Consider the following 22,317-nt stretch of genomic DNA (forward strand, 5'->3'; position numbering starts at 1 on the left):
ACGAGTCAGGACGGGATCAGTGCGCCGCCCAGGCGTTGAAGCGCTGTTCCAGCTCCTCGCCGTGGTCGACCCAGAAGGCGGAGTCGACGGCGCGGGCGCCTTCCAGGTTGGCCGGCGCGGTGGGCAGTGCGTCGCGCACGTTCGCCGGCAGCAGGTCCAGGGTGCCCTTGTTGACCGGGCCGTAGGGGATGTTGTCGGAGAAGACCTTCTGGGTCTGCGGCTGGCTGGCGAAGGCGATGAACTTCTCGGCCAGCGCCTTGTTCGGCGTACCCTTCACCACGGCCCAGTATTCCGGGTCGTACAGGCTGCCCGGCCAGACGATGCCGAGCTTCACACCCTCTTTCTGGGCGGCGGCGATACGGCCGTTGTAGGCGGCGCTCATCACCACGTCTCCGGCGGTCAGCCACTGCGGCGGTTGCGCGCCGGCTTCCCACCACTGGATGTTGGACTTGAGCTGGTCGAGCTTGGCGAAGGCGCGGTCGACACCCTCTTTGGTGCCGAGCACCTTGTAGAGGTCTTCGGGCTTCACGCCGTCGGCCAGCAGGGCGATTTCCAGGGTGTACTTGGCGCCCTTGCGCAGGCCGCGCTTGCCCGGATATTCGGTGGTGTTCCAGAAGTCCGCCCAGGTCTGCGGCGCCTTGGCGACCTTGGTGCTGTTGTAGGCCATCACCATCGACCAGACGTAGGTGGCCACGCCGCACTCGCTCAGGGTGCCGGGTACGAACTGCGATTCGTTGCCGATGGCCGCCGGGTCGATACGCTCGAACAGGCCTTCTTCGCAGCCGCGCAGCAGCTCCGGGCTTTCCACTTCAACCACGTCCCATGTGACCTTGCCGACGTCCACCATGGCTTTCACCTTGGCCATTTCGCCGTTGTATTCACCCGCGACGATCTTCCCGGCGCCGCTGGCTTCGAAGGGTTTGAAATAGGCCTGCTCCTGGGCCGCCTTGGTGGCGCCGCCAAAGGAGATCACGGTCAGGCTTTGCGATTGCGCCTGGGCACTGCCGGCAATGGCAGTGGCGAGCAGGGCGCAGGACAGGGTTGCGTGCTTGAGCAAGGACGGATACATGGAACGAACTCCCACAGCCGGTTGGCGTTGTTGTGTTGCTGGGCAGCAGCCGACCAGAAGCCGGCCTTAAGGGGTTCCATCGCGCGGGCGTCGTTGCGCCCGCGGCGTTGTTGTTGGAATAGCTTTTTGTAGGAGCGAGCTTGCTCGCGAACGCTCTTTGCGAATCCGCAGCGAAGCGGTTCGCGAGCAAGGACTAGGCGTCCCCCTCGCTCCTACACCATCGTGTGCCGTTACAGCACGCCGATTTCCTGGGCTGTGCGGTCGACCGCGCGGCGGGTCTTCTCGACCAGCTCGTCGATCTCCGCACGGCCGGCGACCAGCGCCGGCGCCATGATCATGCGGCCGAGGGTGGAGCGGATGATCACGCCCTCCTCGAAGCCGATGGTGCGGCAGCGCCAGGCGATGTCGTTCTCGTTCTCGTAACGCTTGCGGGTGGCCTTGTCCTGGACGAACTGCAGCGCGGCGACGAAGCCGGCGCCCTGGATGTCGCCCACCAGCGGGTGGTTGCCGAAGACTTCGCGCAGGCACTGCTGCAGGTACGGACCGGTGTCGTTCTTCACCTGGTTGACCCAGCCCTCGTCACGCAGCGCGCGCAGGTTGGCCACGGCCACCGCCGCCGCCACCGGGTGGCCGGAGTAGGTCAGGCCGTGGGCGAACACGCCGCCCTCTTCCACCAGGGTCTGGGCAATGCGCTTGCTCAGCACCAGGCCGCCCATGGGGATGTAGCCGCTGGTCAGGCCCTTGGCGATGGACAGGGTGTCGGGCTGGAAGCCGAAGTGCTGGTGGGCGAACCACTCGCCGGTACGGCCGAAGCCACCGATCACTTCGTCGGCGCACAGCAGCACGTCGTACTGACGGCAGATGCGCTGGATTTCCGGCCAGTAGCTTTCCGGCGGGAAGATCATGCCGCCAGCGCCCTGGAACGGCTCGGCGATGAACCCGGCGACGTTTTCCGCGCCCAGTTCGAGGATCTTCTCTTCCAGCTGCAGGGCGCAGCGGCGGCCGAACTCGGCCGGGGTCAGGTCACCGCCGGCGGCGAACCAGTAGGGCTCGTCGATGTGGGCGATGTCCGGGATCAGGCCGCCCATCTCGTGCATGAACTTCATGCCGCCCAGCGCGGTGGCCGCCAGGGTGGAGCCGTGGTAGCCGTTCCAGCGGCCGATCATGATCTTCTTCTGCGGCTTGCCGGCGACCTGCCAGTAACGGCGTACGGTACGGATCAGCACCTCGTTGGCCTCGGAGCCGGAGTTGGTGTAGATCGCGTGGCTGTAGTGGTCGGGCAGCAGGCTGAAGAGGGTCTCGGAGAGTTCGATCACCGCCGGGTGGGTGGTGTGGAAGAACATGTTGTAGTACGGCAGCTCGTCCAGCTGCGCGGTGGCGGCGGCGGTCAGGTCCTTGCGGCCATAGCCCAGGTTGGTGCACCACAGGCCGGACATGCCGTCCAGGTAGCGGTTGCCATCGTTGTCCCACAGGTGCAGGCCTTCGCCACGCACCATCACGCGCGGGCCTTCGGCGTTCAGCGCCTTCTGATCGAGGAAGGCATGGATATGGTGAGCCGCATCCGCTTTCTGGTAATCGCGGGTGTCACGTTGCGGTCTGATCTGGTCGGTCATCGACATTCTCCAAGTTCCCGAGGCGTACGTCTGGCCATCGGGGTTTGCAGGGATCGAGGGCGACGGACTTACCTGGGCAGTCTCACCGGCCGTCTCGAGCGGTTCGGGTACGAAAATAAGTTCTAGAGCATCTCTTGCCTGATCCTGCGGACCGCAACCCGCGTCGGGGTGCGAGTCGGGTCCTGCGGGACTTCAGCGCAGCTGGAACCAGGTGGTCTTGAGCTGGGTGTATTTGTCGAACGAATGCAGCGACAGGTCGCGGCCGAAGCCGGACTGCTTGCCACCGCCGAACGGAATCGCCGGGTCCAGGGCATCCACGGTGTTCACCGACACGGTGCCGGCGTTCAGGCGGCGCGCCACCCGGTGGGCACGGTGCAGGTCATCGCTCCACAGGGAGGCGGCCAGGCCGTAGATGCTGTCGTTGGCCATGCGCACGGCGTCGTCTTCGCTGTCGAACGGGATCACCGCCAGCACCGGGCCGAATACTTCGTCGCGGGCCAGGCTCTGCTCCGGGCGCACGCCGGTGAAGATGGTCGGCTCGATGAAGTTGCCGGAGCCGTTGAAGCTCAGCTGGCGGCCACCGCAGGCGAGCGTGGCGCCGTCGCTGGCGGCCTGGTCGATGCAGCGCAGGATGCCGGCGGTCTGCTTGCCGTCGACGATGGCGCCGGCACGGCTGGCCGGGTTCAGCGGGTCGCCCGGCGCCCAGTCGCGGGCCTTGGCGATCAGGCGCTCGACGAATTCGTCGTGGATCGAACGCTCCACCAGCAGGCGCGAGTTGGCCGAGCAGACTTCGCCCTGGTTGAAGAAGATGCCGAAGGCGGCCTTCTCGGCAGCGAGATCGAGGTCGCGGCAGTCGGCGAACACCAGGTTCGGGCTCTTGCCGCCGCACTCCAGCCAGACCTGCTTGAGGTTGGACTGGGCGGAATACTGCATGAAGTACTTGCCAACCTGGGTCGAGCCGGTGAACACCAGGGCGTCGACATCCGGGTGCAGGCCGAGGGCCTTGCCGGCGGTCTCGCCCAGGCCCGGCACGACGTTCAGCACGCCTTCGGGCAGGCCGGCTTCCAGCGCCAGCTCGGCCAGGCGCAGGGCCGAGAACGGCGACTGCTCGGCGGGCTTGAGCACCACGGAGTTGCCGGCGGCCAGGGCCGGCGCCAGCTTCCAGGCGGCCATGTCGAGGGGGAAGTTCCACGGCACCACGGCGCCGATCACGCCCAGCGGGGTGCGGGTGATGGTGGCCAGGGCGTTCTGCGCGGTCGGCGCGACCTGGTCGTAGAGCTTGTCGAGGCTTTCGGCGTACCAGGAGAACACGCCGGCGGCGCCGGGCACGTCGATGTTCCAGGCGTCCATCACTGGCTTGCCCATGTTCAGGGTGTCGAGCAGGGCCAGCTCGTCGCGGTGCGCCATCATCAGTTCGGCGAGCTTCTGCAGCACAGCCTTGCGCTCGCGCGGCGCCATGCGCGCCCAGGGGCCTTCTTCGAAGGCCTGGCGGGCGATGCGCACGGCGGCGTCGACTTCGGCCTCGCCGCAGGCAGCGACATTCGCCAGCAGACGGTTGGTCGCCGGGTCGATGGAAGCGAAGGTGGCGCCGTCACGAGCGGCCACGCGGCGGCCGCCGATCAGGGCGCTGTCGATGAAGGTCTGCCGGGCAGCGCGCTGCTGCCAGTCGTTGAGCTCGTACACCAAGGCACTCCTGCTTCAGTCGCGTCGAGGCGACTTTGTTTGTTCTGGATGTGCAATCGATGGTCGCCCAAGCCCCGGCATAGGAAAATTATTAAATTTGTCTTCGGGGTATATGAAAAAGCTGGGCAGCACGCACCACGTCGGTTCGCGGTGTGCCGGCGCGCACCGCTTCGGGCCACTCCGTCAACGGGTGAGCGCGCTGTACATCTCCGGGCGGCGACCAGGCAGATAGGGGAAAGTCTCGCTCAGGCGGGCGCGCTGGTTCGGGTCCAGGTCGACCAGCAGCAGGCTTTCACCCGAACCGGCCGCCGCCAGCCGCTGGCCATCGGGCGCGGCGACGCAGGAACCGCCGAGAAACTGCAACCCCTCTTCCACCCCGCAGCGACTGCAGCAGACGACGAACAGCTGGTTCTCCAGCGCCCGCGCCGGGGCGATCACGCTCGACACCACGCCGTATTCGGGGGTCAGCGCGGTGGGGATGAGCACCAGCCCGGCGCCGTTCAGGGCATGGGTGCGCACCGCCTCGGGGTATTCCAGGTCGACGCCATTGAGCAGCCCGATGCGCCAGCCGGCGTATTCGAAGGGTTGCGGCAGGTGATCGCCGGCGCTGAACAGCTCCGCTTCCATGGCGCCGAACAGGTGCGTCTTGCGGTAATGGGCGATGGGCTCGCCGCTCGGGCCGATCACCTGCACCGCGTTGTACGGCTTGCCGCCCTGGGGATGGCGTTCGGCGTAGCCGTAGGCGATGGCGATGCCCAGGCGCCGCGCCACCAGCTCGCCGATGCAGCGCGCCGACGGTCCGTCCGCCGCCTCGGCCAGCTCGGCCATGCGCTGCGGGACGTTGTAGCCACCCAGCCACAGCTCCGGGCACAGCAGCAGCTGCGCGCCGGCAGCCGCGGCGGCATCGGCCTGGCGCTCCAGCTGTTCGAGATTGCCGGCGATGTCACCGGGAAGTCCGCAGGTCTGCCACAAGGCGATGCGCATGAGCTTTACTCCGAGCTGCGTGTAGGAAAATTGCGCGGTCGCCGGAGTATGCCCGTGCCCGGCGGGACGCAGCAGACGGTCAAGGCCATGAAAAATGTGGTCGCCGGCGAGGAAAATCTTCGCCACGGGCCGCCCCCGCGGGCAGGCGCAACACGGTATCTTGTATAAAAAAGCATCAACGAGGCGTGCAGTGGCTTCCTATACCTTGCGGCAATTGAAGTATTTCGTGACCACCGTGGAATGCGGCAGCGTGGCCGAGGCCTCGCGCAAGCTGTACATCGCGCAGCCATCCATCTCCACGGCGATCAAGGGTCTGGAGGAGAGCTTCGGCGTGCAGCTGTTCATCCGCCACCATGCCCAGGGCGTGTCGCTCACCCCCAGCGGCGCGCGCTTCTACCGCAAGGCGCAGGAACTGCTGCGCATGGCCCATGAGTTCGAGCAGAACGCCCTGGCCGACAACGACGTGGTGGCCGGGCAGATCGACATCGGCTGCTTCGAGACCGTCGCCCCGCTCTACCTGCCGCGCCTGATCGCAGGCTTCCGCGAGCGCTATCCGGGGGTGGAAATCCGCATCAGCGACGGCGAACAGCAGGAACTGGTGCAGGGCCTCACCGCCGGCCGCTTCGACCTCGCGCTGCTCTACGACCACGACCTGGACGGCACCATCGCCACCGATCCGCTGATGCCGGCCCAGCGGCCCTATGCGCTGCTGCCGGCGGACCATCGCTTCGCCCAGCAGGACAAGGTGTCCCTGCGCGACCTGGCCCTGGAGCCGATGATCCTGCTCGATGTGCAGCCAAGTCGTACCTATTTCGTGAGCATCTTCGAGGAACTGGGACTGAACCCGCACATCGCCTTCAGCTCGCCGTCGATCGAGATGGTGCGCGGCATGGTCGGCCAGGGCTTCGGTTTCTCGGTACTGGTCACCCGCCCGCACTCGGAGTGCACCTACGACGGCAAGCAGGTGGTGATGGTGAACATCGCCGAGGACGTCAGCGCCTCCGGCCTGGTCGCCGCCTGGCTCAAGCGCGCCCAGCTGACCAAGCCGGCGCAGCTGTTCGTCGACTACGCGCGGGAAGAGTTGAGCGGCAAGCACTGAGGCTGCTTTTTGCTTTTCGCTTTTTCGTAGGAGCGAGCTTGCTCGCGAACCCGCCCAACTGCAGGGCTGTTCGCAAGCAAGCTCGCTCCTACGAAGAGCCGTCTGGCCACAATGCAACCACCGGTGCAATCGCAGGCGCAGGAAAATCCCTCCCGTCATCCCCCGCTGCCCCCAATCGCCCTCAGGGGGTTACAATCCCGCCCCTTTTCAGCTTTTCTTCTCCTCACCGCCCCATGCTCATCTGGAAAGAGCGCGTGCAGCGCCTGATCACCCTCGTCCTCGGCCTGTTGCAGCGCTACCCGCGCGTCATTGCCCTGTTCGGCTTCTGTTCCGGGGTGTTCAGCTTCATCATGGTGGACCGCCACCGCGCCGGCTTCGCTCGGGTGATGGCCATCGTCATGCTGGTGAGCTGGGTCTGGCTGATGCTGGAGAACCTGCTCACCGACCGTTTCAAGCGCCGCTTCGGCTGGGAGGTGCCGCCGGGGCTGCTGCGCTACGCGACCCAGCTGATCCACCAGGAAAGCCTGTTCTTCTGCCTGCCGTTCTTCTTCATCACCACCACCTGGAACAGCGGCCAGGCCCTGTTCACCGGCGCGCTGACGCTGGCCGGGCTGATGGCGATCACCGACCCGATCTACTACAAGTTCCTCTCGGTGCGGCGCTGGACCTTCCTCGGCTACCACACCCTGACGCTCTTCGCGGTGCTGCTCACCGCCCTGCCGATCATCCTCCACCTGAGCACGCCGCAGAGCTACCAGGCGGCCCTGGGCATCGCCGTGCTGCTGTCCTTCCCGAGCCTGGCGGTGACGGTGAAGATCCACAAATGGTGGCGCTGGCTCGCCCTCGTCGGCCTGACCCTGTCGATTGGTGCGGTGGGCTGGTTCGCCCGCGCCTGGGTGCCGCCCTCGACCCTGTGGATGACCGAGATGGCGGTGACCGAAAGCTTCGACAACGCCCAGCGCACCCCCGGCGACAGCCTGGATACCGTCAGCGTCGCGCAGATCAAAGCCCAGGGCCTCTACGCCTACACCGCGATCACCGCCCCGCGCGGGCTGAATGAGCGCATCTACCACGCCTGGCGCCTGAACGGCCAGGAAGTCGACCGCATCGCCCTGGACATCAAGGGTGGCCGCGAGGCCGGCTACCGCGCCTGGACGCACAAGCAGAACTTCCCGACCGACCCGGTCGGTGACTGGCAGGTGCAGGTGCTGACGGAAGCCGGCCAGGTCATCGGTACGCTGCGCTTCGAGGTCACGCCCTGACCCGCCGGTATCCTTGACCCAGGGCGGCGCTTTCCCCTACAAGACCCTCTTCCGAGAACAGAAAGCGCCGAGAGAGTCATGACCGATACTGCCCTGCACCCGTTCGACCGCGCCGTCGCCCTGCAACCCGTGGCAGGCCAGCCCGACCTCTACGACGGCCACACCAGCCCGGACTACTGGAACATGGTCGGCCCCTTCGGCGGCATTACCGCGGCCATTCTCCTGCAGGGCGCGTTGCGCCATCCGCAGCTGCTCGGCAGCCCGCTCTCGCTGACGGTGAACTACGCCAGCGCCGTGGTGGCCGGGGCGTTCCAGGTCCAGGCCACGCCGGTCCGCACCAACCGCTCCACCCAGCACTGGCTGCTGCAGCTGCTGCAGGCCGATGAAAGCGGCGAGCAGCAGGTCACCACCACCGCCACCCTGGTCACCGCCCTGCGCCGCGAGACTTGGAGCCAGAGCGACCTGCACATGCCACAGGTGACCCCGCCCGGCGAACTGGAGCGGATGTCCCTTGCGGGCAAGAGCGTGGCCTGGCCGCAGCAGTACGAAATGCGCGCCGCCAGCGGCAGCATCCCGACCCGCTGGGACGGCAGCGGCGAGCACAGCCGCAGCCAGTTCTGGCTGCGCGACGCCCAGCCCCGCCCGCTGGACTTCCTGTCGCTGGCGGCGATGAGCGACATCTTCTACCCGCGCGTCTGGCTGCGCCGCGCCACCCCGGTACCGGCAGGCACCGTGTCGATCACCACCTACTTCCATACCGACCACGCGCAACTGGCCGAAGTCGGCACCGGCTACCTGCTCGGCGACGCCCGTGGACAGGCCTTCCGCAATGGTTTCTTCGACCAGGCGGCGGAGCTGTGGAGCGAGTCGGGCGAACTACTGGCGACCAGCAACCAGATCGTTTACTACAAGGAATGAACCTGTAGGAGCGAGCTTGCTCGCGAACCAGGTCCGCAGTGGGGCCGGTTCGCGAGCAAGCTCGCTCCCACAAGATGCAAAAAGCCCGGCACATGGCCGGGCTTTTTCATGGCTGCGAGAAGGCTCAGACCTTCTTCACGAACTCCGACTTCAGCTTCATCGCGCCGATGCCGTCGATCTTGCAGTCGATGTCGTGGTCACCGTCCACCAGGCGGATGTTCTTCACCTTGGTGCCGACCTTCACCACCAGGGACGAGCCCTTGACCTTCAGGTCCTTGATCACGGTGACGGTGTCGCCGTCCTGCAGCAGGTTGCCGACGGAATCCTTGATCACGCGGGCATCGCCGTCCGCTTCGGCCGCGCCATTGGCGGACCACTCGTGGGCGCACTCCGGGCAGATCAGCAGATCGCCGTCTTCATAGGTGTATTCGGAGTTGCATTTCGGGCAGGCAGGCAAGGTGCTCACGGCGATTCTCACATTGGAACGGTTGAAAGACCGCAGAGTATATAAGGTTTAAGCCCTTGCTGTCGGCTACCACCGTCGGACAGGCCTCCTTTCCTTCTCGCAAGAACGTTTCGGAAAACTCCCCCCAAGGCTCGGAACCTACGGCATTCCCCCTTCCGCAATGCACGGCAAAGCTTGCCGGCCTCGGTCTTCCGGCCGATTTTCCGCCAACCGTTCAAGAGAGCACACGCCATGAAACGACTCTGCATCCTCCTCGCCACCTGCGCCGTACTCGCCGCCTGCGACAAGAAACCCGAACCGGCCCCGCAAGCCAGCACACCTGCCGCCCAGCCGGCAGCTCCGGCTCCGGCTCCGGCTCCGGCTCCGGCTCCGGCTCCGGCTCCGGCTGAGCCTGCCGCCGCACCGACACAAACACCGCAGGCCACCGAGCAGCCCGTAGAGCAGCCCGCCACCGAGCAGCAACAACAGCAGTAATGCCGAACCGGCGCGTGCCTCACCCGGCACCGCCGGTCCCGCGTCAGGGCTGCAACTGGCTGAGATAGGCGGCCAGCGCAGCGATATCTCCGTCGCTGAGCGACGCCGCCACCCCAAGCATCGGCGAATCCGCCCGGCTGGGGTCCTTGTCGCGGTAGCGCTGCAGGGCGTGGCTCAGATACGGCCGGGGCTGGCCGGCGATGCGTGGAATGCCGTCGCGCCCCAGTGCGGCGGCACCGTGGCAAGCGACGCAGAGCGTGCCGAAGCGCTGCGCGCCCTGCGCCACCAGTGCGTTGTCCACCGGTTCGGCGACGGGCCTGGGATGGACCTTCTGCTGGCTGAAGTAGAAGGCGATGTTCACCCGCTCATCCAGGGTCAGCAGCTTCGCGGCCTGGTTCATCACGAAGTCGGTGCGCTGACGGGTGACGTACTTTTCGAAGGCGTCGAACAGGTACTGCGGATTCTGTCCGGCAAGGTTGGGAATGTAGTCGCGCCTGCTGTTGCCGTCCTCGCCGTGGCACTTGCTGCACAGCAGGATGCGCTCCTGCGCCGCAGCGTAGGAGCGCTCCCGCGCGGCGGGGTCTTTCTCCAGGGCGGCGAGCCGATCCATCATCTCCGAGGATTGACCCAATGCCTGGACACTCGCGCACAGCAGCGCCCACAACAGAACGACTCTCCCCATCGCCGCACCCATGCTCGGTTTTCCCAGCGTGGAACATAGAGGCTTTCTGAGGGAAGTTTCCGACGCAGATCAAGCCGGCGCGCAAATCCTGCGGACAAAAAAAAGGGGGAGCATCGTGCTCCCCCGGGGACTGAACCTTAAAGACCCGTCTGTCCTTGGTCAGCCTTCAATTTCCACCAGGATCTCACCGGGATTGACCCGATCGCCCTTGGCCACGTGAATGGCCTTCACGGTGCCGGCGATGCCCGCCTGCACCTCGGTTTCCATCTTCATCGCTTCGGTGATCAGCACCGCCTGGCCAGCCTTGACGCTGTCGCCTTCCTTCACCAGCACGTCGACGATGTTGCCCGGCATGGTGGTGGTGACGTGGCCCGGCTCGCTGGCCTGCTTGCGCTTGTTGCCGCCGCCGCCGATGAACTCGTTGAGCGGCTCGAACACCACCTCTTCCGGCATGCCATCCACCGACAGGTAGAAGTGGCGCTTGCCGTCGGTCTTCACGCCGACGCCGGTGATGTCCACGCGGTAGCTTTCGCCGTGCACGTCGACCACGAACTCGGTCGGCACGCCCTCGCCACCGGCAGGGGCGACGCCCTTGCCGTTGGGGATCGGCAGCAGCTCTTCCGGCTTCAGGGTGCCGGCGGCGCGCTCTTCCAGGAACTTGCGACCGATGTCCGGGAACATGGCGTAGGTCAGCACGTCCTCTTCGGACTGGGCCAGGCTGCCGATTTCCTCGCGCAGCTTGTTCAGCTCCGGCTTGAGCAGGTCAGCCGGACGCACATCGATCACTTCCTCGTTGCCGATGGCCTGGCGGCGCAGCGCTTCGTCGATCTTGCCCGGCGCCTTGCCGTAGCGGCCCTGCAGGTACAGCTTCACCTCATTGGTGATGGTCTTGTAGCGCTCGCCGGCCAGTACGTTGAAGAACGCCTGGGTGCCGACGATCTGCGAGGTCGGGGTGACCAGGGGCGGGAAGCCCAGGTCTTCGCGAACCCGCGGGATTTCCGCGAGCACTTCCGGCATGCGGTTCAGCGCGCCCTGTTCCTTGAGCTGGTTGGCCAGGTTGGAAATCATCCCGCCCGGTACCTGGTTGACCTGCACGCGGGTATCCACGCCGGTGAACTCGCTCTCGAACTGGTGGTACTTCTTGCGCACGGCGTGGAAGTACATGCCGATTTCCTGGATCAGCTCCAGGTCCAGGCCGGTGTCGAACGGGGTGTCGCGCAGGGCGGCGACCATGGACTCGGTGCCCGGATGGCTGGTGCCCCAGGCCATGCTGGAGATGGCGGTGTCGATGCGGTCGGCGCCGTTTTCCACAGCCTTGAGCTGGCACATGCTGGCGACGCCAGCGGTGTCATGGGAGTGCACGACCACGTCCAGCGGCAGCGCGTCTTTCAGCGCCTTGACCAGTTCGCCGGTAGCGTAGGGGGTCAGCAGGCCGGCCATGTCCTTGATGGCGATGGAGTCCACGCCCATGTCCGCCATGGCGCGACCCTGGGCCACGAAGGCCTCGATGGTGTGCACCGGGCTGGTGGTGTAGGCGATGGTGCCCTGGGCGTGCTTGCCGGCGGCCTTCACCGCTTCGATGGAAGTACGCAGGTTACGCACGTCGTTCATCGCGTCGAAGATGCGGAACACGTCGATGCCGTTGACCGCCGCCTTGGCGACGAAGGCACGCACCACGTCGTCGCTGTAGTGACGGTAGCCGAGCAGGTTCTGACCGCGCAGGAGCATCTGCAGGCGGGTGTTGGGCAGCGCGGCCTTGAGCTTGCGCAGGCGCTCCCACGGGTCTTCCTTGAGGAAGCGCACGCAGGCGTCGAAGGTGGCGCCGCCCCAGACTTCCAGCGACCAGTAGCCGACCTGGTCGAGCTTGTCGCAGATCGGCAGCATGTCCTCGGTGCGCATCCGGGTCGCCAGCAGCGACTGGTGGGCGTCGCGCAGGATGGTATCGGTGACGGTGACTTTCTTGGAAACGGTCATGTACGAGATCCTCACAGGCCAGCGTGGGCGGCAATGGCGGTGGCGATGGCGATGGCCAGGTGCGACGGGGTGCGCTTGATGGAGTACTCGGTCAGTTCCGGGTGGCTCTCAACGAAGCTGGTGTTGAACTGCGCGCTACGGAATTCCGGGTTCTTGAGGATTTCCTGGTAGTAGGCGGCGGTGGTCTTCACGCCCTGCACGCGCATGTCGTCCAGTGCGCGCAGGCCACGGTCCAGCGCCTCTTCCCAGGTCAGCGCCCAGACCACCAGCTTCAGGCACATCGAGTCGTAGTACGGCGGGATGGTGTAGCCGGTGTAGATCGCCGTATCGGTGCGCACGCCGGGGCCGCCGGGCGCGTAGTAGCGGGTGATCTTGCCGAAGGACGGCAGGAAGTTGTTCTTCGGATCTTCCGCGTTGATGCGGAACTGCAGCGCGTAGCCGCGGTGGATGATGTCTTCCTGCTTGACCGAGAGCGGCAGGCCCGAGGCGATGCGGATCTGCTCGCGGACGATGTCGATGCCGGTGATTTCCTCGGTGATGGTGTGTTCCACCTGCACGCGGGTGTTCATCTCCATGAAGTACACCTCGCCATCGGCGAGCAGGAACTCCACGGTACCGGCGTTCTCATAGCCCACGGCCTTGGCCGCGCGCACCGACAGGTCGCCGATGTAGGCGCGCTGCTCGGGGGTGAGCTGCGGGCTGGGGGCGATCTCGATGAGCTTCTGGTTGCGGCGCTGGATCGAGCAGTCGCGCTCGAACAGGTGCACGGTGTTGCCGAAGGAGTCGGCCAGCACCTGGGCTTCGATGTGCTTCGGGTTGACGATGCACTTCTCGAGGAAGACTTCCGCGCTGCCGAAGGCCTTGGTGGCCTCGGAGATGACGCGGGGGAAGTTCTGCTCCAGTTCCTCGCGGCTGTTGCAGCGACGGATGCCGCGGCCGCCACCACCGGAGGTGGCCTTGAGCATCACTGGGTAGCCGATGCGCTCGGCTTCGGAGACGGCTTCGGCGAGGTCGGCGACGTTGCCTTCGGTGCCGGGAGTGCAGGGCACGCCGGCGGCGATCATGCTGCGGCGCGCTTCGGTCTTGTCGCCCATGCGGCGGATCACTTCCGCCGACGGGCCGATGAACTTGATGCCGCGCTCGGCGCAGATTTCCGCCAGCTCCGCGTTCTCGGAGAGGAAACCGTAGCCCGGGTGCAGGGCGTCGCAGCCGGTTTCCACCGCCAGGTTCACCAGGGCGCGCGGGTTGAGGTAACCGGCGAGCGGGTCGGTGCCGATGCTGTGCGCTTCGTCGGCACGCTTGACGTGCAGCGCGTGGCGGTCGGCGTCGGCATAGACGGCCACCGAGCGGATGCCCATCTCGGCGCAGGCACGCACGATACGGACAGCGATCTCCCCACGGTTGGCGATCAGGATTTTCTTGATCACTGCGGCTTTCCCTCGGCCCGGGCCTTGTGGACCCCGGCGTAAAAACCAATCGGCAGCTCCGCAACCGGCAGCTGGATATGTTGGCCGGAGCGGGTTCCGGCGTGGGATTTACCCTAGCGCGGGAGGGAGGATTAACCAAAATCAATAATTATTGGGGTAGCCATAAAGAATGCTTTATAGTCCTCGAAAAATGTCGCCATCAGGCAGGCTACTATGCGTAAGTCATTGATGCGTATGACCCTTCGCCAACTGCAGGTTTTCCGCGCAGTGTGCGAAAGCCGTTCCTACAGCCGCGCGGCGGAGGAAATGGCCCTGACCCAACCGGCGGTCAGCCTGCAGATTCGTCAGCTGGAAGAACTGGTCGGCCAGCCGCTGTTCGAGTACATCGGCAAGAAGCTCTACCAGACCGACGCCGCCGACGCCCTGCTGCGCGCGACCAACGACATCTTCCAGCGCCTGGAAGTGCTGGACATGAACCTCTCCGACCTCAAGGGCTCGCTGCAGGGCCAGCTGCGCCTGGCGGTGGAATCCAGCGCCAAGTACATCACCCCGCACCTGTTCGCCGCCTTCCATGCGCAGCACCCGGACGTGAGCCTGAACCTCACGGTGGTCAACCGCGCCCAGGCGATCAAGCGCCTGTCGGACAACCGCGACGACCTGGTGATCATGTCCCTGGTGCCCCAGGACATGGCCCTGGAATTCCTGCCCTTCCTGAACAACCCGATCATCGCGGTGGCGCCGCCGGATCACCCGCTGTGCAACGCCGCCAAGCTGTCGCTCAAGGACCTGGAGCCCTATCCGCTGCTGGTCCGCGAACCCGGCTCGGGCACGCGCAAGGCCTGCGAGGAACACTTCCAGCAGAAGCGCGCGCACTTCCCGCAGACGCTGGAATTCGCATCGCTCGAAGGCTCACGTGAAGGGGTGCTGGCGGGCCTGGGCCTGGCGCTGCTGCCGCGCCATGCGGTCAGCCGCGAACTGCACTCGGGCCTGTTGCGCGAGCTGCCGGTGGAAGAGCTGCCGCTCTACCGCAGCTGGTGTCTGGTGCACGCCCGCGGCAAGCGCCTGAGCCCGGTGGCCCAGGCGTTCGTCGCCTTCATCCGTGAAGAGCGGGCGCTGATCAGCCAGCTGGCCGAACGTTTCGCCGGCCCGCCCGTGCAGAAGTGAGGTAGGCGACGGCGATCAGATCGGGGTAATCGGAGGTTTCCACGGCGAGGCGTTGCGCCTCCATGCGGTCCTCGATGGCGCGGCGGAACTGCATGCGCCGCTGGTCTTCGAGCTTGCGGCGGGTCTTGGCGTCCAGTTGGAGCTGGGTGTCGTCGATATGGCGGGGCATCTCGCATCTCCCAAGGCCGAAGGGCTGGAGACGCCAGCATGCTGACGACGGATGACCGTTTGACTACGTGGCAATGAAGCGCCGGTGACGCCGACGAGCGGCTCGCAGGAGACGGCAGGATATTTTTTGTAGGAGCGAGCTTGCTCGCGAACCGCCCAGCTCCGAGGCTGCCGGTAAATCAGTTCGCGAGCGAGAACCAGGCGTCCCTCTCGATCCTACAGAAAAAGCGCTTAGGACGCCTCTTCCGGGCGCTCCTCGTGGCTCTTCACCACTTTCGGCGACAGGCGCAGGCTGCGCAGGCTGCGCTTCACGCTCTTCAAGTGGTTGACCAGATCCGGCCCGCGGGCCATGGCAACGCCCATCGCCAGCACGTCGATCACCACCAGGTGGGCGATACGCGAAGTCAACGGAGTGTAGATGTCGGTGTCTTCGTGTACATCCACCGCCAGGTTCACGGTGGCCAGGTCCGCCAGCGGGGTCTGGCTGGGGCACAGGGTGATCAGCGTGGCGCCGGCCTCGCGCACCAGGTTGGCGGTCACCAGCAGGTCCTTGGAGCGGCCGGACTGGGAGATGCAGATCGCCACGTCCGAGGGCTTCAGGGTCACCGCCGACATGGCCTGCATGTGCGGGTCGGAATAGGCCGCCGCCGAGAGCAGCAGGCGGAAGAACTTGTGCTGGGCGTCCGCCGCCACCGCGCCGGACGCGCCGAAGCCGTAGAACTCCACGCGCTGGGCATGGGCGATGGCCGCGATGGCGCGCTCCAGTGCATGGGTGTCGAGGTGCTCGCGCACTTCCATCAGCGAGTGCAGGGTGGTGTCGAAGATCTTCAGGCTGAAGTCCGCCACCGAGTCGGTCTCGTTGATCGAGAACTGGCCGAAGCTGGCGCCGGCGGCCAGGCTCTGCGCCAGCTTGAGCTTGAGGTCCTGGAAACCGCTGCAGCCGATGGCGCGGCAGAAGCGCACGATGGTCGGCTCGCTGACGCCGACGCCATGGGCGAGGTCCGCCATGGAGCTGTGCATGACCGATGCAGGGTCCTGCATCACGTGATCGGCAACCTTGAGCTCCGATTTGCGGAGCAGATGACGCGACTGGGCAATGTGCTGCAAAAGGTTCACAGGGGTAGGCTCGGTGATGATTGTCTGAGAATTCTGTAGTCTTGTTGTAGTTATACTACAAATCGACTCGCCACGCCCAGGGAATAAGTCTTGAATACGCCCGCCAGCCCTAGTCTTCCCAGCTCCTGCGACATCCTGGTGTTCGGCGGCAGCGGCGACCTGGCCCTGCACAAGCTGCTGCCAGCGCTCTATCACCTGCACCGGGAAAACCGCCTGCCGGCGGACACGCGGATTTTCGCCCTCGCCCGCGGCAACCGCGACACGATGTCCTATCTCGCCCTGGCCGAGCGCAATTGCCGTGCCCAGGTAGCGCGCAACGACTTCTCCGCCGAAGCCTGGCGCAGTTTCGCCCAACGCCTGGAGTACCTGGCGATGGACGCCTCGCAAAGCGCCGACTTCGGCCGGCTGGCCAAGGCGCTCAAGCGCAGCGAGGGCCGCGTGCTGGTGCATTACCTGGCCACCGCGCCGAGCCTGTTCGCGCCCATCGCGCAGAACCTCAAGGTCGCCGGGCTGGCCGGCCCCCTGGCGCGTATCGTGCTGGAGAAGCCGCTGGGCCATTCGCTGGACTCGGCGCTGGCGATCAACCAGGCGATCGGCGAAGTGTTCGACGAATCGCGGGTATTCCGCATCGACCACTACCTGGGCAAGGAAACCGTACAGAACCTGATGGCTCTGCGCTTCGCCAACACCCTGTTCGAGCCGGTGTGGCGCAACGGGCACATCGACCACGTGCAGATCACCGTCAACGAGACCCTGGGCGTGGAGAACCGCGGCGCCTACTACGACCACGCCGGCGCCATGCGCGACATGGTGCAGAACCACCTGCTGCAGCTGCTCTGCCTGGTGACGATGGAAGCGCCGGTGCGCTTCGACGCCGAGGCGGTGCGCAACGAGAAGGTGAAGATTCTCCAGGCGCTCAAGCCGATTTCCGGGCAGGACGTGCAGGACAAGACCGTGCGCGGCCAGTACACCGCCGGACACATCGGCGGGCAGGAGGTGCCGGCCTACTGGTTCGAGAAAAATGTCGACAACGACAGCGATACGGAGACCTTCGTCGCCGTACAGGCCGAGATCGACAACTGGCGCTGGTCCGGCGTGCCGTTCTACCTGCGCACCGGCAAGCGCATGGCGAAGAAGTGCTCGGAGATCGTCATCCAGTTCAAGCCGGCGCCCAACGGCCTGATCGGCGGCGCCAGCACCGCCAACCGCCTGTGGATAAGGTTGCAGCCCGAAGAGCGCATCAGCGTGCAGCTGATGGCCAAGGCGCCGGGCAAGGGCATGCAGCTGGAACCGGTGGAGCTGGACCTCAACCTGGCCGAGGCCTTCAGCCGCAACAAACGCCGCTGGGACGCCTACGAGCGCCTGCTGCTGGACGTGATCGAAGGCGACTCGACCCTGTTCATGCGCCGCGACGAGGTGGAAGCGGCCTGGAGCTGGGTCGACCCGATCATCAAGGGCTGGCAGGAGCACTACCAGAGCCCGCGCCCCTACCCCGCCGGCAGCAACGGGCCGGAGCAGGCGCAGGCGTTGCTGGAGCTGCAAGGGCGCAAGTGGCTGGAGTGACGTGCCGCATCCTCAAGCATGACCTACGAAAAGCGCCTTGGCGTTGACCTCGCTCAGCACGTACAACCCGCGGATTGCCTAGAGTGGCGGCCTTTTTCCCACGACCCGCTCCGCCGCCATGTCCCCCACGCCGTTTTCCCCCGAACTGCTCTGCCCCGCCGGCTCGCTGAAGAGCCTGCGCCACGCCTTCGCCTATGGCGCCGACGCCGTCTACGCCGGCCAACCGCGCTACAGCCTGCGGGTGCGCAACAACGAGTTCGACCACGCCAACCTCGCCACCGGCATCAACGAGGCCCACGCCCAGGGCAAGCGCCTCTACGTGGTGGTGAACATCGCCCCGCACAACGCCAAGCTGAAGACCTTCCTGCAGGATGTCGAATCGGTGATCGCCCTCGGACCGGATGCACTGATCATGTCCGATCCCGGCCTGATCATGCTGGTTCGCCAGCATTTCCCCGAGGTTGACATCCACCTGTCGGTACAGGCCAACGCGGTGAACTGGGCCAGCGTGGAGTTCTGGCGACAGCAGGGACTCAAGCGGGTGATCCTGTCCCGCGAGCTGTCGCTGGAGGAAATCGGCGAAATCCACGAACGGGTCCCCGGCATGGAGCTGGAAGTCTTCGTCCACGGCGCACTGTGCATGGCCTACTCCGGGCGCTGCCTGCTATCGGGCTACATCAACCGCCGCGACCCCAACCAGGGCACCTGCACCAACGCCTGCCGCTGGGAGTACCAGACCCACGCCGCCCACGAGGACGAACTGGGCCACGCGGTGCGCAACGTCGAACCGACCCTGGGTATCGGCGCGCCGACCAAGGACATCTTCCTGCTCGAAGAAGCCAACCGCCCCGGCGAGCTGATGGAGGCCTTCGAGGACGAGCACGGCACCTACATCATGAATTCCAAGGACCTGCGCGCCATCCAGCACGTGCAGCGTTTGGCGCAGATGGGCGTGCATTCGCTGAAGATCGAGGGCCGCACCAAGTCCCACTACTACGTCGCGCGCACCGCCCAGGCCTATCGCAAGGCCATCGACGACGCCGTCGCCGGACGCGCCTTCGACCTCGGCCTGATGGACACCCTGGAGTCCCTCGCCCATCGCGGCTACACCGAAGGCTTCCTGCGCCGCCATGTGCATGACGAGTACCAGAACTACCAGTACGGCCATTCGCTGTCCGAGCGCCAGCAGTTCGTCGGCGAGTTCACCGGCGAACGCCGCAACGGCCTGGCCGAGGTGCGGGTGAAGAACCGCTTCGAAGTGGGCGACAGCGTCGAGCTGATGACCCCGGCGGGCAACCACACGCTGCGTTTGCCGGCGCTGGAGAACAACCGGGGCGAGTCCATCGGCGTGGCGCCGGGGGATGGGCATGTGGTTTACCTGCCGGTGCCCGAGGCGCTGGACCTGCAGTACGCGCTGCTGATGCGCAACCTGAATGGTGGGACCACGCGGGATGCGCGGGAGCCGGCTGCGGCCGGCAGCTGCGGGAACGATTGCGGCAAGTGCGGGTGTGGCGGGAACTGATGCCCAGGCGTAGGGCGTACAACCGTTCGCGGTTGTACGCCGATGCACCCTGATCATCAGCAGACGCATCGGTCGAGCTCGAAGCGCCCTGTCACAGGTTTTCAGATTGGAATTCGCGCGGTCGGAGACCAGGGTCAAACGGCGTATAACGTCGAACGTTATACGCCCTACGCCGTTGCCTCACGGATTCTGCAGAAACACCACATACCCCCTGAACCACGGGCTCTGCGCCAGGTAATCCGGCGCCTGCCATTCCCCGTACTGCGCCAGCCCGATGCGGAACGGCAGCTGCAACCGGGCCACGCGCGGCAGGTACGCCGCGTAGTTGGGAATGGTGTGCCGCCCCTGGTAGGTCTGCACCACCACCTCGTCCACTACGCCGGCCAGGCGGTTGATGGTCTCCGGCGCACCGTTGCTGCCCCAGTCCATCAACCCGGTGATGCTCAACCGGCAGTCGGGCGGCAGGCGCTTGCGCAGGTCCTGGAGGAAGTCGACGTACTCGTCCAGGTAGCGGGTGCGCGCGTCGAAATCGATCTGCACCCCCACCACCGGATTGCCGGCGGCACGCCAGCGGCGCAACTGGGCCAGCAGGGTCCGGTAGATGTCCTCGTGCCAGTGCAGGGTGTGGGCGCGGTAGACCACCCAGACCTCGCCCCGGGTCAGGCGCGGAATGGCGATGCCCTGGGCGATCAGGCGGGCGTTGCCGTCCTTGTAGCGCGGCGCGCTGACCTGGCCCTGCAGCACGTAGAGGGTACGCGCCCGGGCCAGCACCGGCTGCGCGGCGACGCCGCTCCATAGCCAGAAGGCATCGTGGTCGGCGGCATCCACCTCGCCCGCGGCGGCTCCGGTGCTGCCCAGCAGCAGTGCCAGGGCAACCGCGACGGCGCGCAGCATCGGCTTACCAGTAGTACTTCAGCGCCTTCGCCCAGGGCGTGGCGGCGTACTGGCTCTTCAGGGTGCGGAACCACTGCTTGCGCTGGGACGGGGCGATGTCCTGGCTGCCACAGCCATTGAAGCCGCTGGGCGCGTAGCAGTTGATCGCGCGGAACAGTGCGTAGGCGCGATCGTCTTCCGGCGCCTGCTTGTCGGCAATGACCTTGAGGTAGCCGTCCATGCGCGAATAGGCGGTGCCGGGGAACAGCGACTCGCTGCCACCCAGCTCGCGCTCGCCCGGCGGGTTGTCCAGCGGGAAGCCGTCCAGGTTGTTGCGCAGGATGAACTCACCCAGGCAATTCAGCGCCCTTGGCGGCTGCGGGTTCTGTTGCAGGTCACGCGCCACGTCGACGATGGCCGGGCACTCGTAGCCGCTGTCGTTCTTGCCGCCCGGCCACTGGAACAGCGTCAGCGGCATGCTGCCGTAGAGGTAGCCGATGCTGGCGCCTAGCGGCTTGCTGGACGGCTCGGCGGGCAGCAGCGCGAGATCGTCGATGAAGGCCTGGTACTGGCCATGCAGCAGGTCCTTGTAGAGCAGGGCGAACAGCGCAGTGTCGCGCTCCTCGACCGAGGCCGAGGTGGAGCGCGCCTGCTGGCGCAGCAGATCGGGGCCGGCGATGTGGCGCAGGAGAATCTCGCGGATGATCGGCGTCTGCACCGGCGAGCCCTCGGCGAAGACCTTCACCAGGCGGTCGCTGCGCTCGTAGTTGAAGGCCAGTGCCAGCTCCAGCTGGTCGTGCTGCAGCGGCTGCCTGGCCAGGGGCAGCAGGCGCAACCACAGCTTCTCGGCGCTCAGCCAGTCGTTGCCGGCCTCCAGGGCGAAACCACGCAGCGCCTGCTGGCTGAAGGCGAGGTAGTCGAGCTTCTCGGGAATCTCCTCGGGCAGGCTCTTCAACGCCTCGGCCGGCTTTTCTTCCACATACAGCTGGTAGGCCGCGGTCAGGTAGTCATGCAGGCCAGGCTGCTTGGCGAACAGTTCCTTCTGCCCCGCCAGACCTGCACTGTCCAGGGCACGCGGCTCATTCGGCTCGTGATGGCGCATCTGCATCAGGTCGAGCACGGCCAGCAGGCGCGGGTCGCGGACGTCCGCCGGATGGGCGGTGACCAGCAGCTTGTTGTCGACTTCCTGGATCAGCGGCGCCAGGTCGGCGTCGCGACGGGCGAACAGCTCGGCGTATTCCCCGGCCAGGCGGCCCTCGTCGCTCATCAGCCAATAGACGCGGCGCAGCAGGCCCTTGGCCGAGCCGGCGTACTGACCCTGTGGATAACGCTTGAGGTAGTCGCCCAGACTCGCCTCGGCGCCCTTCAGGACGTTCTTGTCGACCTTGCGCAGGTCGGGGTAGCCCATGTCGTCGAAGGCGTTCTGCTGGGCCTCGTTGAGCTGGCTGCGGGCGATCATGTAGCGGGCGGTTTCCTGCAGCCAGGGCAGGTCGCTGTCCTGCAGGGCGCGGAAGGCCTTGAGCGCCTCGCCGAAGCGGCCGCTGTAGAACTCCGCCGCGCCCTTGAGGTAGGTGGCGAACGCCTTGCCCGGCGCGGATTGCAGGTCGCCGGGGAGGATGACGGTGAGCTGGGTGTCGTCCCACTGGCAGGCGCCGAGCAGGGTCAGGCGGCCGCGCGCCAGGCTCTGCCGCTCTTCGGCCGACAGCCCTTCCACCAGCAGCAGTTGGCTGAGGAAGTCCTGGGCGGTAGCGGCGTTGTTGCTGCGGCAGCGGCTGCCTTCGCCGCTGGCGAAGCTGTCGGCGGATTGCGCCAGGCTGTCCGCCGGCAGGCCGATGCGCGCCACCAGGTCGGCCAGCGGCGCGCTCGCCTGGGTGCCGCTCGCCGGGCCGTCGGCATCGGTGGACTGCCCATCGTCGAGCAGGCGCGCCATCGGGAACGGCACCTTGCCGTAGCCCAGCTGCTGCTCGTCGTCCGACAGCGGCCGGTCCGGGAGATTCGCCTGGCCGGCGTCGGCCAGCAGCAGCTGCAGGTTGATCCGGCTGTCGTTGCCGGGGCTCAGAAACGGCAGGCTGTTGCACACGTCCAGCGTGTCGCGCTTGAGGTTCCAGCTCGGGTAGCAGGAATCGTCGCTGCTCGCGCGCGCTTCCTGCACGCCGAGGCAGCCAATGGTCAGGGCCAGTAGGGTGAGTCCGTGCAGACGCATGGAGGGTCCTTGTCCGTTGAGGCCCGCACGCCGGGCGCGGGAGGTTGGTTCAGGGGA

Annotated in this window: 19 protein-coding genes and 1 pseudogene; 7 read left to right on the forward strand and 13 right to left on the reverse strand. The window is 66.3% G+C overall.

Annotation, left to right across the window (positions count from 1 at the left end; all coding sequences use genetic code 11):
- Nucleotides 1-16 precede the first annotated feature (16 nt).
- The 5 genes and pseudogenes from ACAW63_RS04160 to ACAW63_RS04180 form a co-directional block, all read right to left on the reverse strand.
- A complete protein-coding gene (locus ACAW63_RS04160) occupies nt 17-1,069 on the reverse strand; it encodes an ABC transporter substrate-binding protein (protein ID WP_371231870.1) in 1,053 nt (350 codons plus the stop codon).
- A 230-nt stretch (nt 1,070-1,299) separates the two neighbouring features.
- Nucleotides 1,300-2,682, reverse strand: a complete 1,383-nt coding sequence (locus ACAW63_RS04165) for an aspartate aminotransferase family protein (RefSeq protein ID WP_275609334.1) — start codon at nt 2,680-2,682, stop codon at nt 1,300-1,302.
- A gap of 49 nt (nt 2,683-2,731) precedes the next feature.
- A pseudogene (locus ACAW63_RS04170) lies at nt 2,732-2,799 on the reverse strand (hypothetical protein); the annotation flags it as partial.
- A gap of 75 nt (nt 2,800-2,874) precedes the next feature.
- Nucleotides 2,875-4,365, reverse strand: coding sequence for an aldehyde dehydrogenase (locus tag ACAW63_RS04175; protein ID WP_343575675.1), 1,491 nt, complete (start codon nt 4,363-4,365; stop codon nt 2,875-2,877).
- A gap of 183 nt (nt 4,366-4,548) precedes the next feature.
- The gene (locus tag ACAW63_RS04180) at nt 4,549-5,349 is read right to left on the reverse strand and encodes a carbon-nitrogen hydrolase family protein (RefSeq protein WP_371231873.1); all 801 of its coding nucleotides are present in this window, start codon (nt 5,347-5,349) and stop codon (nt 4,549-4,551) included.
- Nucleotides 5,350-5,539: 190 nt separating this feature from the next.
- On the opposite strand from ACAW63_RS04180, the gene ACAW63_RS04185 reads away from it, so the two are divergent.
- From ACAW63_RS04185 to ACAW63_RS04195, 3 genes are all read left to right on the forward strand, one after another.
- Nucleotides 5,540-6,448 (forward strand): LysR substrate-binding domain-containing protein, encoded by a 909-nt coding sequence (locus ACAW63_RS04185; protein ID WP_371231875.1) that lies wholly within the window; start codon nt 5,540-5,542, stop codon nt 6,446-6,448.
- A 233-nt stretch (nt 6,449-6,681) separates the two neighbouring features.
- Nucleotides 6,682-7,710 (forward strand): DUF5924 family protein, encoded by a 1,029-nt coding sequence (locus ACAW63_RS04190; protein ID WP_371231876.1) that lies wholly within the window; start codon nt 6,682-6,684, stop codon nt 7,708-7,710.
- Between the two features lie 78 nt (nt 7,711-7,788).
- A complete protein-coding gene (locus ACAW63_RS04195; protein ID WP_371231878.1) occupies nt 7,789-8,628 on the forward strand; it encodes an acyl-CoA thioesterase in 840 nt (279 codons plus the stop codon).
- A 124-nt stretch (nt 8,629-8,752) separates the two neighbouring features.
- Here the strand turns inward: ACAW63_RS04195 and ACAW63_RS04200 are convergent, their stop codons facing one another.
- Entirely contained in the window at nt 8,753-9,094 is a 342-nt protein-coding gene (locus tag ACAW63_RS04200) for a zinc ribbon domain-containing protein YjdM (protein ID WP_207884978.1), read from the reverse strand.
- A gap of 231 nt (nt 9,095-9,325) precedes the next feature.
- Between ACAW63_RS04200 and ACAW63_RS04205 the strand changes: the two genes are divergently transcribed.
- Nucleotides 9,326-9,568 carry a hypothetical protein gene (locus tag ACAW63_RS04205; RefSeq protein ID WP_371231880.1) on the forward strand — a complete coding sequence of 81 codons (243 nt, stop codon included), beginning with the start codon at nt 9,326-9,328 and terminating at the stop codon, nt 9,566-9,568.
- 43 nt (nt 9,569-9,611) lie between these two features.
- Here ACAW63_RS04205 and ACAW63_RS04210 read toward each other — a convergent pair whose 3' ends face one another.
- The 3 genes from ACAW63_RS04210 to ACAW63_RS04220 form a co-directional block, all read right to left on the reverse strand.
- Nucleotides 9,612-10,178, reverse strand: a complete 567-nt coding sequence (locus ACAW63_RS04210; RefSeq protein WP_371231882.1) for a cytochrome c — start codon at nt 10,176-10,178, stop codon at nt 9,612-9,614.
- A 231-nt stretch (nt 10,179-10,409) separates the two neighbouring features.
- Nucleotides 10,410-12,224 (reverse strand): sodium-extruding oxaloacetate decarboxylase subunit alpha, encoded by a 1,815-nt coding sequence (gene oadA / locus ACAW63_RS04215; RefSeq protein ID WP_371231883.1) that lies wholly within the window; start codon nt 12,222-12,224, stop codon nt 10,410-10,412.
- An 11-nt stretch (nt 12,225-12,235) separates the two neighbouring features.
- The gene (locus ACAW63_RS04220) at nt 12,236-13,651 is read right to left on the reverse strand and encodes an acetyl-CoA carboxylase biotin carboxylase subunit (RefSeq protein ID WP_370600322.1); all 1,416 of its coding nucleotides are present in this window, start codon (nt 13,649-13,651) and stop codon (nt 12,236-12,238) included.
- Between the two features lie 228 nt (nt 13,652-13,879).
- Here ACAW63_RS04220 and ACAW63_RS04225 point away from each other — a divergent pair, with 228 nt between their 5' ends.
- Nucleotides 13,880-14,815, forward strand: coding sequence for a LysR family transcriptional regulator (locus tag ACAW63_RS04225; RefSeq protein WP_275612038.1), 936 nt, complete (start codon nt 13,880-13,882; stop codon nt 14,813-14,815).
- On the opposite strand, the gene ACAW63_RS04230 is transcribed toward ACAW63_RS04225, so the two are convergent.
- Together ACAW63_RS04230 and hexR are read right to left on the reverse strand one after the other, a co-directional pair.
- Entirely contained in the window at nt 14,769-14,984 is a 216-nt protein-coding gene (locus ACAW63_RS04230; protein ID WP_371231885.1) for a PA3496 family putative envelope integrity protein, read from the reverse strand. The genes ACAW63_RS04225 and ACAW63_RS04230 overlap by 47 nt on opposite strands.
- 230 nt (nt 14,985-15,214) lie before the next feature.
- Nucleotides 15,215-16,099 (reverse strand): transcriptional regulator HexR, encoded by an 885-nt coding sequence (gene hexR / locus ACAW63_RS04235; RefSeq protein ID WP_152227592.1) that lies wholly within the window; start codon nt 16,097-16,099, stop codon nt 15,215-15,217.
- 90 nt (nt 16,100-16,189) lie between these two features.
- Between hexR and zwf the strand changes: the two genes are divergently transcribed.
- Together zwf and yegQ are read left to right on the forward strand one after the other, a co-directional pair.
- Entirely contained in the window at nt 16,190-17,662 is a 1,473-nt protein-coding gene (gene zwf, locus ACAW63_RS04240; RefSeq protein WP_371231887.1) for a glucose-6-phosphate dehydrogenase, read from the forward strand.
- A gap of 118 nt (nt 17,663-17,780) precedes the next feature.
- Nucleotides 17,781-19,184: a tRNA 5-hydroxyuridine modification protein YegQ gene (gene yegQ / locus ACAW63_RS04245; RefSeq protein WP_371231889.1), complete on the forward strand. Its 1,404-nt coding sequence runs from the start codon at nt 17,781-17,783 to the stop codon at nt 19,182-19,184.
- Between the two features lie 180 nt (nt 19,185-19,364).
- Here the strand turns inward: yegQ and ACAW63_RS04250 are convergent, their stop codons facing one another.
- Nucleotides 19,365-20,078: a DUF3142 domain-containing protein gene (locus ACAW63_RS04250; RefSeq protein WP_371231890.1), complete on the reverse strand. Its 714-nt coding sequence runs from the start codon at nt 20,076-20,078 to the stop codon at nt 19,365-19,367.
- Between the two features lie 4 nt (nt 20,079-20,082).
- The gene (locus ACAW63_RS04255) at nt 20,083-22,260 is read right to left on the reverse strand and encodes an outer membrane assembly lipoprotein YfiO (RefSeq protein WP_371231892.1); all 2,178 of its coding nucleotides are present in this window, start codon (nt 22,258-22,260) and stop codon (nt 20,083-20,085) included.
- Nucleotides 22,261-22,317 lie beyond the last annotated feature (57 nt).

The organism is Pseudomonas sp. QE6 (genome assembly GCF_041379005.1).
Classification (GTDB): Bacteria; Pseudomonadota; Gammaproteobacteria; order Pseudomonadales; family Pseudomonadaceae; genus Pseudomonas.

Excerpts from the sequence above, each read along its gene's own strand:
- ACAW63_RS04160 (WP_371231870.1), bottom strand. The coding sequence starts at position 1,069 with ATGTATCCGTCCTTGCTCAAGCACGCAACCCTGTCCTGCGCCCTGCTC.
- ACAW63_RS04165 (WP_275609334.1), bottom strand. The coding sequence starts at position 2,682 with ATGACCGACCAGATCAGACCGCAACGTGACACCCGCGATTACCAGAAA.
- ACAW63_RS04180 (WP_371231873.1), bottom strand. The coding sequence starts at position 5,349 with ATGCGCATCGCCTTGTGGCAGACCTGCGGACTTCCCGGTGACATCGCC.
- ACAW63_RS04190 (WP_371231876.1), top strand. The coding sequence starts at position 6,682 with ATGCTCATCTGGAAAGAGCGCGTGCAGCGCCTGATCACCCTCGTCCTC.
- ACAW63_RS04195 (WP_371231878.1), top strand. The coding sequence starts at position 7,789 with ATGACCGATACTGCCCTGCACCCGTTCGACCGCGCCGTCGCCCTGCAA.
- ACAW63_RS04205 (WP_371231880.1), top strand. The coding sequence starts at position 9,326 with ATGAAACGACTCTGCATCCTCCTCGCCACCTGCGCCGTACTCGCCGCC.
- ACAW63_RS04210 (WP_371231882.1), bottom strand. The coding sequence starts at position 10,178 with ATGGATCGGCTCGCCGCCCTGGAGAAAGACCCCGCCGCGCGGGAGCGC.
- oadA (WP_371231883.1), bottom strand. The coding sequence starts at position 12,224 with ATGACCGTTTCCAAGAAAGTCACCGTCACCGATACCATCCTGCGCGAC.
- ACAW63_RS04225 (WP_275612038.1), top strand. The coding sequence starts at position 13,880 with ATGCGTATGACCCTTCGCCAACTGCAGGTTTTCCGCGCAGTGTGCGAA.
- ACAW63_RS04230 (WP_371231885.1), bottom strand. The coding sequence starts at position 14,984 with ATGCCCCGCCATATCGACGACACCCAGCTCCAACTGGACGCCAAGACC.
- yegQ (WP_371231889.1), top strand. The coding sequence starts at position 17,781 with ATGTCCCCCACGCCGTTTTCCCCCGAACTGCTCTGCCCCGCCGGCTCG.
- ACAW63_RS04250 (WP_371231890.1), bottom strand. The coding sequence starts at position 20,078 with ATGCTGCGCGCCGTCGCGGTTGCCCTGGCACTGCTGCTGGGCAGCACC.
- ACAW63_RS04255 (WP_371231892.1), bottom strand. The coding sequence starts at position 22,260 with ATGCGTCTGCACGGACTCACCCTACTGGCCCTGACCATTGGCTGCCTC.